Source organism: Calothrix sp. CBUCES-K 9914 (assembly GCF_059640475.1).
Genome location: NZ_JBXXZH010000274.1, coordinates 1 through 11,395, shown reverse-complemented (window position 1 = coordinate 11,395; position 11,395 = coordinate 1). Strand labels below are relative to the sequence as shown.

At 38.5% G+C, this 11,395-nt stretch carries 15 protein-coding genes; 8 read left to right on the top strand and 7 right to left on the bottom strand.

The window, feature by feature from the left end; genetic code table 11:
* Positions 1-323, bottom strand: a 323-nt coding sequence (locus AC2JBO_RS37420) for a tetratricopeptide repeat protein (protein ID WP_496958702.1), incomplete at its 3' end; no start/stop codon positions are given.
* Between the two features lie 439 nt (positions 324-762).
* On the opposite strand from AC2JBO_RS37420, the gene AC2JBO_RS37415 reads away from it, so the two are divergent.
* A complete protein-coding gene (locus AC2JBO_RS37415; RefSeq protein WP_496958701.1) occupies positions 763-900 on the top strand; it encodes a hypothetical protein in 138 nt (45 codons plus the stop codon).
* 183 nt (positions 901-1,083) lie between these two features.
* The gene (locus AC2JBO_RS37410) at positions 1,084-1,716 is read left to right on the top strand and encodes a HEAT repeat domain-containing protein (RefSeq protein WP_496958700.1); all 633 of its coding nucleotides are present in this window, start codon (positions 1,084-1,086) and stop codon (positions 1,714-1,716) included.
* A gap of 99 nt (positions 1,717-1,815) precedes the next feature.
* Here AC2JBO_RS37410 and AC2JBO_RS37405 read toward each other — a convergent pair whose 3' ends face one another.
* Together AC2JBO_RS37405 and AC2JBO_RS37400 are read right to left on the bottom strand one after the other, a co-directional pair.
* Positions 1,816-2,097, bottom strand: a complete 282-nt coding sequence (locus tag AC2JBO_RS37405) for a type II toxin-antitoxin system RelE family toxin (protein WP_496958703.1) — start codon at positions 2,095-2,097, stop codon at positions 1,816-1,818.
* Positions 2,098-2,101: 4 nt separating this feature from the next.
* Entirely contained in the window at positions 2,102-2,377 is a 276-nt protein-coding gene (locus AC2JBO_RS37400; RefSeq protein WP_496958699.1) for a prevent-host-death protein, read from the bottom strand.
* A gap of 485 nt (positions 2,378-2,862) precedes the next feature.
* Between AC2JBO_RS37400 and AC2JBO_RS37395 the strand changes: the two genes are divergently transcribed.
* Both AC2JBO_RS37395 and AC2JBO_RS37390 read left to right on the top strand, forming a co-directional pair.
* On the top strand, positions 2,863-3,045 hold the full coding sequence (locus AC2JBO_RS37395) for a hypothetical protein (RefSeq protein WP_496958698.1): 183 nt from the start codon (positions 2,863-2,865) through the stop codon (positions 3,043-3,045).
* Positions 3,046-3,278: 233 nt separating this feature from the next.
* Entirely contained in the window at positions 3,279-4,061 is a 783-nt protein-coding gene (locus AC2JBO_RS37390; protein ID WP_496958697.1) for an NHL repeat-containing protein, read from the top strand.
* A gap of 158 nt (positions 4,062-4,219) precedes the next feature.
* Here the strand turns inward: AC2JBO_RS37390 and AC2JBO_RS37385 are convergent, their stop codons facing one another.
* Positions 4,220-4,696 (bottom strand): NUDIX domain-containing protein, encoded by a 477-nt coding sequence (locus AC2JBO_RS37385; protein WP_496958696.1) that lies wholly within the window; start codon positions 4,694-4,696, stop codon positions 4,220-4,222.
* 155 nt (positions 4,697-4,851) lie between these two features.
* Between AC2JBO_RS37385 and AC2JBO_RS37380 the strand changes: the two genes are divergently transcribed.
* Positions 4,852-6,177: a hypothetical protein gene (locus AC2JBO_RS37380; protein WP_496958695.1), complete on the top strand. Its 1,326-nt coding sequence runs from the start codon at positions 4,852-4,854 to the stop codon at positions 6,175-6,177.
* A 307-nt stretch (positions 6,178-6,484) separates the two neighbouring features.
* A complete protein-coding gene (locus AC2JBO_RS37375) occupies positions 6,485-7,093 on the top strand; it encodes a hypothetical protein (RefSeq protein WP_496958694.1) in 609 nt (202 codons plus the stop codon).
* A gap of 269 nt (positions 7,094-7,362) precedes the next feature.
* Here the strand turns inward: AC2JBO_RS37375 and AC2JBO_RS37370 are convergent, their stop codons facing one another.
* Both AC2JBO_RS37370 and AC2JBO_RS37365 read right to left on the bottom strand, forming a co-directional pair.
* Complete coding sequence (locus AC2JBO_RS37370; RefSeq protein WP_496958693.1) at positions 7,363-8,766, bottom strand: DUF3370 domain-containing protein; 1,404 nt, start codon at positions 8,764-8,766, stop codon at positions 7,363-7,365.
* Positions 8,767-8,804: 38 nt separating this feature from the next.
* Entirely contained in the window at positions 8,805-9,362 is a 558-nt protein-coding gene (locus tag AC2JBO_RS37365; RefSeq protein WP_496958692.1) for a pyroglutamyl-peptidase I family protein, read from the bottom strand.
* A 61-nt stretch (positions 9,363-9,423) separates the two neighbouring features.
* Here AC2JBO_RS37365 and hisH point away from each other — a divergent pair, with 61 nt between their 5' ends.
* Both hisH and rsmD read left to right on the top strand, forming a co-directional pair.
* A complete protein-coding gene (gene hisH, locus AC2JBO_RS37360; protein WP_496958691.1) occupies positions 9,424-10,059 on the top strand; it encodes an imidazole glycerol phosphate synthase subunit HisH in 636 nt (211 codons plus the stop codon).
* A 180-nt stretch (positions 10,060-10,239) separates the two neighbouring features.
* Positions 10,240-10,803, top strand: coding sequence for a 16S rRNA (guanine(966)-N(2))-methyltransferase RsmD (rsmD, locus tag AC2JBO_RS37355; RefSeq protein ID WP_496958690.1), 564 nt, complete (start codon positions 10,240-10,242; stop codon positions 10,801-10,803).
* 129 nt (positions 10,804-10,932) lie between these two features.
* Here rsmD and petG read toward each other — a convergent pair whose 3' ends face one another.
* Positions 10,933-11,055, bottom strand: coding sequence for a cytochrome b6-f complex subunit V (petG, locus tag AC2JBO_RS37350; protein WP_496958689.1), 123 nt, complete (start codon positions 11,053-11,055; stop codon positions 10,933-10,935).
* Positions 11,056-11,395 lie beyond the last annotated feature (340 nt).

Here is an 11,395-nt window from a genome sequence, read left to right as displayed (position 1 = left end):
TCTAAAGCTTCTTTTTCACGTTCAGGTAACTTATTGTAAACCTGACCTATATTGTTGAGAGCTTGAGCTATACCAGCTTTGTCATTAAGTCGGCGCCTAATTTCCAGCACTTTTTGATATGTAGCAAGCGCTTTCGGAAATTCCCCGCGACGATACTGCTGTACACCTTCTTGAAAAAGTTTATCTGCTTGCGCTTTTTCATTCGATGTTGTTGCAGTTTGCGCTCTTGTATGCTTTAATACTATGTCACTTGCTGCTAACCCGACACAAGACATTGAAATTACCAAGGCGGTAAGAGCAAAACTCTTTCTTAAATTAGTCATAACTGCTTGAAGCGTTAGTATCGTAGATTGCTTACTATATCTTGTATATTTCTGGCACCGCAGAAGTTATGCAATAATTTAAGCTTTACAGACCGTATAAGAGTGTTTTAATCACAATTTCCCCGAATAAATATCGTAACTTCTATCTTGCACTTACATTTTGGCATGTAATATTAATTGCCGAGTCTGTAACGGAACTCATACTCGCCTAGGACTAAAAGTCCCTAGGCTAATAGTAAAAGTCCATTTAAATGGACTGTGTTTTATAGTATTATTAGACACATGTTTTTTTAATCAATAATTAATACGTAGAGGTGAAAGATGTCAGGTAAGATAATTTTTTTCTTGGACTACTAACTAGTGCTGAATCAAAATAGTGTAAAAAATTAGAAAATTAGGTTATGCTAATGAATTACTAGTACACAATGAGTTTTAAAGGGTGGGCGCCGAAAATCAAGGTGATAAATCAAGTGTTCAAGAATCAAGTTACTTGTTCCGCGCGGACGATAATTATAGAATAGGAAATCCAATCGGGTTTGAGCTAGACAGTGAACTAGCACTCGAAGCCAATATTTAATTAAAGTCCATTGGAACATGTTCTTGATAAAGAGCCTGGGCAAACAAGCAGGTATGTGTCGTTTTCTAATGCTATATCTATTAAGGGTCAAGGTGGTGCAAAAAAGTTTACAAGGTAACAAAATACTCAAAGTCTCTGTAGCTGCGTTACAACAACTAGAAGCTTCGGGTAAAATCAAAATATATGGATGAATTACATACAGCATTGACTGAATTACAAAATTCAAATGCAGAAATTAGAGAGTTAGCGCTGGATAAAATAGGCACTCTCAAACCAAATAATGCTTTTGAAATAATACTTCCTTTCATTGATGATGCAGACCCAGAAGTACGCGGTACGGCAGCTTGTAATTTAGGAGATATTAGCGACACTAGAAGTATACCTTATCTAATTCGACTAGCTGAAACAGACTTGTCAGAAAAAGTGCGCTCTGAAGCGTTATCTGCTTTGGATAATTTTAAAAGCGATGAAATTTTCAATTGTTTATTAAATGAAGTATATCGAGAGAAAGAATCCCGTAGACCTAGACAAATAGTTGCGAAACAGCTTCAACACTACGATAATAATCAATCAGTAGATGCATTAATTTTCTTGCTATTAAAAGATGATGATGTATATGTACGTATTTTTGCAGCAGATTCTCTTTTTGCATTGAATAGCCAGAAGTTAGAGCCAGTTTGGAAACAAGCTTTAGAAGATGAAAGTACTTATATTATAGAAGTTGCTGAAAAAGCACTTCGTAATTTACAAAATTCTACAAATCTAATTGAAGCAAGTGTAACCGCGCGGGCAGAAAGAAAAAGTGGCGCCGAGTAGTTGCTATAGTGATGCTTACCATTGCGAGTTAGTCAGTACATATAAATTAAAACAAATGTTCTCTACAGTTTGTAATAAATAACTTAACCGTTACGTCCATTAGCCTAATAAGCGCTTAAGTTGTTTATACACTTCATCATCGTTACGCTTTCCGACTAAAATTATTTCAACCAAGTCAGCATCAGCATCAAATCGGTAAACGATACGATATTCACCTGAGTCTACACGATAATATCCTGTGTAACCAGCTAATTCTTTATAATCAGCAGGTAAAGGATCAACATTTAATGACATAACTTTTTTAGCTATCTGAGCAGCAATCTTAGGTTGTAGACCTTTAATAAACTCAAGAATTGTTTCTAGACCATCAAGTTTCGCCATACTATCAACTATCATTGTCAAGCGCAGCCAATCGCTTGAGTTCTGTCATAAACTTTTCTGTACCAACCATCTTAGAATTGGAGAGTGCTGCTTGGGCTTGTTGTCCTAAAATTAAATCTTCAATTAGCGTAATTTTATCCATCAGTTTTTCATAATTTTCAACTGACATAATAACGTAGCTCTTTTGAGATTCTTCAGTCAGCAAAACAGGTTCAATATCAGCTTGATGTAATACTTCGCTGTTGGTTTGTTGAATTTCTTTAAGAAAAAAGCTCCGCATTTTTACAACTTTCTCATAAACTTTTAAATATATTCTACTATATGGGAGCAGCGATTAAGCGACATTAGTGCCGTCTCGTATTGAGCGTTTTATTTTTGATACGGTTTTCTGGAATGAAAAGTAGTGACAACCGAACAATTTACGTATCACACCATAACTGACATCTTATACCTCTACGTATTAATTCTTAATTGCAAACATATATGTATTTAATAATACTAATGCACATAGTCCATTAAAATGGACTTTTGCTATTAGTCCTAGGCAGGTATGAGCGTAGTTATAGACTCTGCAATTAATATTACATGCCAGAATGTAAGAATGTTTAGACCAGGGTATACTTTAACGTGGCGCCTGCTTTGCGAAAAAGTCAACAAGCTACATTAACAGGCGCCTATTACCCTAATTACATGCAGCATTGACTGAATTACAAAATTCAAATGCCAAAACGCGCGTGACCGCAACTAAACAAGAGCGTAGGGACTATGAACAATACACAAACTCCTGATGAAGATAATGACGATTTGCTACTAGAATATAGCTTTGACTATAAAAAAGCTCGTCCGAACCGTTTTGCAGAACAAACACATAAATCTGTTACCGTAACTCTTGATGCGGATGTTGCCAAGGTTTTTAAAACATCTGAAGCTGGTGATGCGTGTTTGTAGTGTGGGGCACTTAAGCAGTCAATTGTGCGTGAAAGCACTTGAATTGTTCGTTACATTGCTTGATTGTAATAGCTTTCACACACCCTACCCAATTTTTTGTTGGCGCCTATATACAACACTTAATCCCTTGTAATTCAGTTGAAAACTAATTTAACTGGATTGCACGCATGAGCAAACCCTTCCGTGTAAACTATTTTTATGAAATCATATAGCCTTACAATAAATAAATATACATGGTACAAATATCTCTAATTGCTCAAGGACTGCCAATGATTAACTTACAAGGGGTCGCTGTCTTGGACGGTGAGATAATTGTGCCAACTTTAGATAACCGTTTGGTGCAGGTAAGTCCAAACGGAGATATAACAACGCTTGCGAATGTATCTCGCTATGGAATACCCTTTGGGATAGTTGAGAAAAATGGAAATTTTTTAATTACCGTATCTGGAGAAGAAATTGGTGATAGGTTATTGCGCGTTACTAAAAGTGGGTTTTTCTTTACTGTTGCTGACTTAGAACCGATATGTGGTAGTTTTGGCGGACCTTTCGGAGTTGCTGCGGGTAATAATTTTGATGTTGTCGCAATTGCTACTGATATTTCTAATTCTCAAGGTTGTTTAATTCGTGTGCAGCGTGGTCGTGTTTCTGTTTTTGCTGACACAGGTAGTTTTGGTGTTCCTTTCACGGTAATAGCAACTCAAGATGGGTTTATTGCTGGTTGCGAGACAGGTCAGTTGTTGCATGTTAGTTTGGATGGAAAAATTATACCGTTTTTAAATTTAGCTGATGCGGGTTTTGGAATACCTTTTAATTTAATTCAAGTCAGCGCCAATTTAATTATTACTTCTAATACTGGAAACCTTTTAGAAGTTGACACTGATGGAAAAATTTCTGTTATTGCTGACCTTGGCGCCCTTGGTTTTGGCATACCGTCTGGAGTGGCTGTTTGGAATGATGGTTACATTGTGACTACTAATGCAGGAAATTTGCTGCGTATTACAACAAATATTTCTTAAGGTTTGTACAAATTTAAAGAATTTAGCTTTGCTTAACATCAAATTTTCTTTCTTTGTGTCCTTTGTGTGCTTTGTGGTTCATCATATTAAAATTCAGTTAGATGTACAATATACTATCCGTTACATCCGTTCATCATCCGTTGCCAACCTACAATTTACTAATTTACATCTCCTATGTAAATTTGATTGTTTTGGTTGATTAATAAATGTTTTAAGGGACTGGGATATATACGATATTCATGTATCTTTGCAATAGGCAACCACTCGACTTTTTCTTGTCCATCATCAGGTAGTGTCCCATTCCCTACAATGTAATCATCGGGGATGCTACAGGCAAATATAAAATCTATAGAGTGAACAAGTTTACACCATTCAACATCGGTACAATCTTCTAAATGGTTTTTCCCAATAAACTCGCGCACAAATACTAAGTTATGAATTTTTACCAAGGCGCCTATTTCTTCCAAACATTCGCGCTGTAATGCTTGTTCTAAACTCTCACCGTGCTTTTGTCCACCACCTGGTAACAAATACCACACACCGATAACATCACGTTTAGTGATTACCAGCAGATGGTTGTCTCGGATGATGAGTGCTTTAGCAGCGTTTCTTATGGGTCTGGAATGGTCGGGCATTTTTTATACCCCTCGAAAGTTACTGTGTTTTATGGTTAGATTAATAAGATACACGTAATTTGAGAATTTTTATAGTCAATCTGGCTCTAGTTAGATGTATTTATAGATAAGATAGAGTTTAATTTACTGCTGTTGTTTTTTGAGATATTATATTTGTGGATGCAATATTAGAGCGCACGCACCAGCTTAAGCAAGATTTAATCGATTTTGTCATGGATGCTGAAGGTGAAATTGCCCAAGCTTTGGAAATCTATGCTGCAATTCAAGCACGTCGGGGTTCAGGCGATACTGTTCAACGCGATATGATTATCGATGGCTTTATTACCGAGGGTAAAGTTGGGGGTAAGGCGCCGCTCGATATTTATTTACACGAAACCAAATTACCACAAGCTGATACTGACTTACTTCAAAACTGGCGCCGGAGTTTCATCGGTTTATTTACAGTATCTGAAGTACTACCTGATGGGTTTGAGTTGACAAACTGGTTAACAGAGAAGCGCTATATTGTCAAGCCAGATAATCAGCGGATGCTACAAGACTTATCAAGATGTACAGTTGGAGAGATTTTACTTAGTCGTATATCTCCTGTTACTGACACTTACTGGAGTTTTTCGGGGCCTTGTTCTGTAATGGGTAAATTAGGTAGACCAAAGTTAGCTGTAGCTATTGGTAAATTTAAAGACAACCATCGTAATCATTTATATAGTGATGCTCCCGACTTACTGGAAGAAGCTTGGCTATCTGTAGAAAAGTATCACCAACAGTTTGTTGACTTTTTTGGTAGTGATGAAGTCACAATGCCGGGATACCAGCTTAGTAAAAAAATGACAGAGTTTCAAGAAATTCTCACACAGAAGCAATTAGAACAAGCAGGAGTTGATAGCTCTAAATCCTTGACAGAAATAGCACAATCTGCAGGTGTAGATGAAGACGAAATCAAAGCTGCTGCTACGGAATTAGGCGCCGACTCTAGTGTTGTATCACAATTATTCGATGCTAAAAACCCTACAGGTAAAATGGTGGCGCCAAAAGTTGAATTACCCCCAGACCTCAAAAAAGCAGAGCAACTAACGGCAATATCACACCCACGTTGGGGACAAATGCTTTTACCAACTTATGCCAAAATGAAGTCTATATTAACCGCAGACGACTGGCAAAGCATCGAAGGCGCCGAGAAACTAGTACGCTTTTACATCGAAGACAAAACTATCAACGCTTTTATTTGGCGCCGTTTAGCACAAGAATATCCCACACAACTAGAAAAAATCCTACAAACAATATTAGGGCGCCCCGACTTCAACTTAAAAAGCAACCTAGATGAACTATTAGAAAGCAACCATAAACTCCTAGAACCAGAACTACCAGAAATAGCCAGCGTACCTGTACATTTAAACAACCTCTTCCAAGAAGCAGTCACAGAAGTCAGTAAATCTAAACCCAAAGGCAAAAAACCAGTAGCAAAAAAAGGCTTCTCATCATAACCTCGTAGCATAGGCATCCTGCCTGTGCTTTGTATAAAATCTATCTTTAGCCAGATGATATCTCATAACTAACTTAGATAAAAACAGTACCTAGGTTTTAGATTCCAACTTTGTCATTAATTCTAAGAAAATAGGCACCATTTTTTGATTTCTGCTACTTTACCACAGAGACGCAGAAGAAACAGAGAGAAAATGCCTATCCTTAAAAAGAATAATATCGACAGCGAAAAAGTTTGTTATCCGAAATCGTTGCAGTATGAATTGAAGTTCAAGTTATTAAATAGATTTCAATTTACCAGGTGTACATATGGCTTCAAACCGAATAGTTTTTGTCAAAGACACAACTATCAAGCAAGAACCTGTCCAATCAACTCAACTACCAAGTGATAGACGGCAAAGCATTCCCGGAGGTACTACATTAGTAATACAATCCTACAGCTTACCTCCCGGCAACAACGACCATTACAAAATTACCTTACAAAACATCCAATTCAAAGGTTTTAGTAACTGGTTCGCATTTGCAAAAGATGTACAAATCATTCAAGAGCCAATAGTTGCTGCAACCAGCGTTGAATCTGTAGTTGCCAAACAAACCGAGAAAAACGTCGTTAAAATTTCAGTAGACCGCAACACACTCGGAACTCAGCAAGGTTTTCTCAAATTAGTTTTCAACGTTGACACATTTATTAAACGTCAACCAATAGACTCTAACGTTCTAAATGACCAGTCCAAACAGTTAATAGCTGCTGGTACAGAATTAGTTCTCGCTACTAGTTTACCTGACAACACTAATACAGTTAGACTACCAATTCAAGATAACCACGTGAAATTTTCACTTGATGATATTGAAATTAAAGGGTTTTCACAAGATTGGTATGCATTTGTTAAGCATGTAGGTATTCAACGTGTAGGTTAAAAAATCAACCCTGTAGCACAGGCGTCTCGCCTGTGCAGTAATATTATTTTTACCACAGAGACTTCTAGGACACAGAGATAAGAGTTAGGAGAATTAGTATCTGGTGCCAACCCTCCAAATTTAATGATACAGAGCAAAGCGTGGTCTGTTTCTCTCGTGGTCTCTGTGGTAAAATTGCCGCACGCTACTGCACAGGCGAGACGCCTATGCTACAACACACTAAAATAAATGACATTATATTCACATTATATATAGTTAAGTTCGGCGCCCTACTGTTTATTTATTGGGTCTGGTATGATGACATCTGGTTTGTTAGTACTATCTAAAGTTTGGACGGTAAAAACTTGGGGTGGTGTTGCGTCGGGTGGATAGAGAAAGTCTACTTCTACAAGGCGCCTTTGTCCTGGTCTAAGTGGTAGTGCGACTAAAGACTCACCTCGTTGTCCGCGTTTTTGTACTAAATGTATATAGTTAGTTTGGGCTTTTCCTAAGTCGTCACGGTATGTTACCCTTACTGTTCCTCTAAAAAATGTGGGACGCGCGGGTGTGGCAAGGAAGCGTAGTTCTTTTTTACCTAGCTGGTCTTCTTTTAGTGGTGTTTGAATTGAGAGACTGACCGTTTGAACTTTATTTGTATTGTTATATAACGGTAATTTTAAGTTATATTGCACGCCATAGTTACCGTGGGCAACATATGCTGTGTCTGGATAGCGAACTAACATAGGTGCGCTTTGAATTTGGTTTGTTCCTAATGTTCCACCGTGAAGTGTGCTTAAACCGTAGGAGAATGCTTGTCCAGGTTGAGGAATTGTTAAATATCTGGTTTTTGCAGTATCTGTAAGCAGCGCGCGCCAATATGAACCTCTCGATACTCCTGCGACTCTTCCATATTTTCTCGGGCTTGTTTGTTCTAAGGGGGTAGGTGCTATATCGCGCGGCGTGGATAATTCACCGTTATCTAATATATTACGCCATTCTTCTATAGTAGGCGCCCGTTCTGTACCATCAGTATTTGTACGTGCAGGCGTTGCTAACGAAGCTATATATAATCTGCCGTTACTTTGTAACCTCGCATATGTAGAACGACCATTTAAGGGAGGTGTTAATCCTTGCACTGGTATCGGTTTATTTAGCAACATTTGATACTTACCTGGAGGAATGACAATTTTATCTGGAAAAATATCTTGTCGTAAACCTCGCAAAACATCACTTGTGACTCGACTACCTGGACCCGCGTAAACATTATTTTCTGTGTTTAGAGCGAAGGATGGCAACTCGATAAAAGGCGCATCTGGTTGACTTAAATAACTTGCTCCTTGAAGAACGCTAACTGTAATCGGTTTTGTGCCAGGATTATATAAGATGATGCCGACGTAGAGTGACCGTAAGTTATCTGCTGTCGGCGCCCCAAAAACGTGATGGGCAAAAACATCAAACCTCCCATTAAAAGGAAAGTTTAAATGGGCTGCTGGACTTTTTTTGCCTGTGCCTGGAAAAGTGGAAAGTAGAATACCCTCATTGACAACTTTCTCAGGACTATTGCTATTAAATACAGGTACACTATCCAAACTACCTGAAAGCGGTCTTACTTCTTGAGGAATGACAATTTCTTCGGGTGGAGGTGGAGGGGGAGTTGTCTGAGCAATAGGAGAAATTAGTAAGATTGGTAACATATACTGACATATTTTACTTTTTCAAGACGCTAGCCACTTTAGGAAAGTGCCAGCCGCTCTATAACTAATAGAAAGTCTTCGACGATAACCCGTATATTATCCTCTGTCAATACTGGTACGTGTATAAATATGCAGCTGCAATTTATCGAATTTTTGAGTAGGTAATCTAAAACAGAATAATAAAGTCCTTCGCACACAAACTTTCCACAGTCGTGACTGATCTCTAACCCTTGGCACGGTGCCACCAACTCTTCTAAATTTACTTGTGTATGTAATGTAGTTTCTTGATAATCTTCTGGTAACATGCTCATACTACAATTATGCAAGGCAGATGTACTACGAGCATTTGATTCAACGGTTAATTGGTCGCGACTTTCAGCCATGCCACAGCAGATTATATAGTCAGGTAGGGTTTCGCTGATTTTGGCTATTACTTGTTGGGCAGCAGATTCGATGTCTACAGGTAGTTTTCGTAAAGTAGTTAAGGCATAGGGTAGGGAACTGGAGGTAACTTCCTCTAACAAATCATCTGACGAATTTGATTTGTGATGTGGAAGCCAAATGTCAAAAGAAGTTAATAAGAATCTTTTCGTCATAAAGAATATTATTTACAATATAAAAAGACTCCATGATAAATCTTTAATAAGGAGCAGGTCAATGGCAGTGATTGCAGTCGTAGATTACGACATGGGAAATTTGCACTCCGTCTGTAAAGGACTGGAAAAAGCTGGTGCTACTCCTAAAATTACGGCGACTCCAAAAGTTATCGAACAAGCGGATGCCGTCGTTTTACCTGGTGTTGGCGCCTTCGACCCGGCTGTTCAACATATACGAGCGCGCGGTTTAGAAGCACCGATAAAAGCAGCAATAGCATCGGGGAAACCTTTCCTTGGCATTTGCCTAGGACTGCAAATTCTTTTTGAATCTTCCGAAGAGGGAACAGAACCCGGACTAGGAATAATTAAAGGAAAAGTTAGGCGTTTCCGTCCAGAAGCTGACATTACAATTCCTCATATGGGTTGGAACCAACTCGAAATTACTCAACCGAAAAGTGTAATGTGGGAACATTTACCCCCACAACCTTGGGTTTATTTTGTTCATTCATATTATGTTGACCCGACCGACCCAACTATTCGCGCAGCAAATATTACTCATGGTTCACAAACAATTACCGCTGCTATCGCGCGTGATAACCTTATGGCCGTACAGTTTCACCCTGAAAAATCCTCTAATGTCGGATTGCAAATCCTCTCTAATTTCGTCTCACAAGTTTGGATACAAGTTGCCGCTTAGTGAAATTTTGGATTTTTGATTTTGGATTAAGTTGTCATTTTTGTCTTGTGTACTACACAAGTAAATTATTATGACCTTCTTCAATCTATACAGTTTTTTGGTAAAATCTAGACAGACTTTACTGCAAAAAGTAATCCGAAATCCAATCTAAAATCCAAAATCTAAAATCCAAAATTTCTAATGAGCCTGAGAATCTACGGGAATCGGCTGTTAAAAACTTTACCAGGGTTAGATACCCGTCCAACTTCCGCGCGGGTGAGAGAAGCATTATTTAATATTTGGCAAGCAGATAAAATACAAGGAAAAAGCTGGCTTGACATATGTACAGGTAGCGGTTCGATGGGAGCAGAAGCACTATGTCGAGGCGCCAGTTTTGTAGTGGGAATCGAAGAATCAAGTCGCGCGTGTGCATTAATTAGTCAAAACTGGCAGCAAGTAGCATCAGAAGACCAAACATTTCAGATATTGCGTGGTGACGCACTAAAAAAGCTGCCCAAACTAGCAGGACAGCAGTTCGACTGTATCTACTGTGACCCACCATACGCAGCAAAGTTATACAGACCGATATTAGAAATAATTGCAAAGCATCAACTATTACATCCAGATGGCGAAATAGCTATCGAACACAGCCCACAAGAATGGGAAGCGCTGCATATACCATCATTAGAAATTTGTCGTGAAAAAGTCTACGGAAGTACCGCACTTACATTTTACCAAAGAGAAGAAAATAGTGCTGAGTGCTGAGTGCTGAGTGCTGAGTGCTAAGTGCTGAGTGCTGAGTGCTGAGTGCTAAGTTGTTATTTCTCACTATTAACTTCTAACTCCTAACTCTTAACTTCTAACTTACTCAGCACTCAGCACTCAGCACTTTTTCTAGCTCTTATTTATTCCCAACTGATCGCCACGCTTGTATTGGACATAAGCCTTGTAGAAAAGACCTGCGAGGGTAACGGGAATTAGACCAATCACAATACCACACAGTAAAGGTTCAACCACTTTTAATCTCCTTGTAGAAATTATTTAACATTTGTATCTGTTGTATGATTCTACCAAATTTGGTAGAGATACCTCGCTGTATCTAGCTTACAGCCAAAATTTTGCCGTAAAATGATCTTTTTGCGCTTGCACAGAAAGCTAAGAACTTTTAAGCTATGTGTAGGAAATGAAATAAAAACTTTTTGTAAACCTTAAATTTAAAAGTAAACGTTTTGGATAACCAGATTACCACACCCTCGATTCTTGTACAGCGAGCCATTTTAATGGTGCTGTCAATCTTACTTGCTTTTATAGTAGGCATGTTTGCTGTGCGTGCGGTGCAAAACTCTGACCCATACGT

Coding starts and splice junctions, on each gene's coding strand:
- AC2JBO_RS37395 (WP_496958698.1), top strand. CDS start 2,863: ATGAACAATACACAAACTCCTGATGAAGATAATGACGATTTGCTACTA.
- AC2JBO_RS37370 (WP_496958693.1), bottom strand. CDS start 8,766: ATGTTACCAATCTTACTAATTTCTCCTATTGCTCAGACAACTCCCCCT.
- AC2JBO_RS37365 (WP_496958692.1), bottom strand. CDS start 9,362: ATGACGAAAAGATTCTTATTAACTTCTTTTGACATTTGGCTTCCACAT.
- AC2JBO_RS37375 (WP_496958694.1), top strand. CDS start 6,485: ATGGCTTCAAACCGAATAGTTTTTGTCAAAGACACAACTATCAAGCAA.
- AC2JBO_RS37385 (WP_496958696.1), bottom strand. CDS start 4,696: ATGCCCGACCATTCCAGACCCATAAGAAACGCTGCTAAAGCACTCATC.
- rsmD (WP_496958690.1), top strand. CDS start 10,240: ATGAGCCTGAGAATCTACGGGAATCGGCTGTTAAAAACTTTACCAGGG.
- AC2JBO_RS37410 (WP_496958700.1), top strand. CDS start 1,084: ATGGATGAATTACATACAGCATTGACTGAATTACAAAATTCAAATGCA.
- hisH (WP_496958691.1), top strand. CDS start 9,424: ATGGCAGTGATTGCAGTCGTAGATTACGACATGGGAAATTTGCACTCC.
- AC2JBO_RS37400 (WP_496958699.1), bottom strand. CDS start 2,377: ATGCGGAGCTTTTTTCTTAAAGAAATTCAACAAACCAACAGCGAAGTA.
- AC2JBO_RS37405 (WP_496958703.1), bottom strand. CDS start 2,097: ATGGCGAAACTTGATGGTCTAGAAACAATTCTTGAGTTTATTAAAGGT.
- AC2JBO_RS37390 (WP_496958697.1), top strand. CDS start 3,279: ATGGTACAAATATCTCTAATTGCTCAAGGACTGCCAATGATTAACTTA.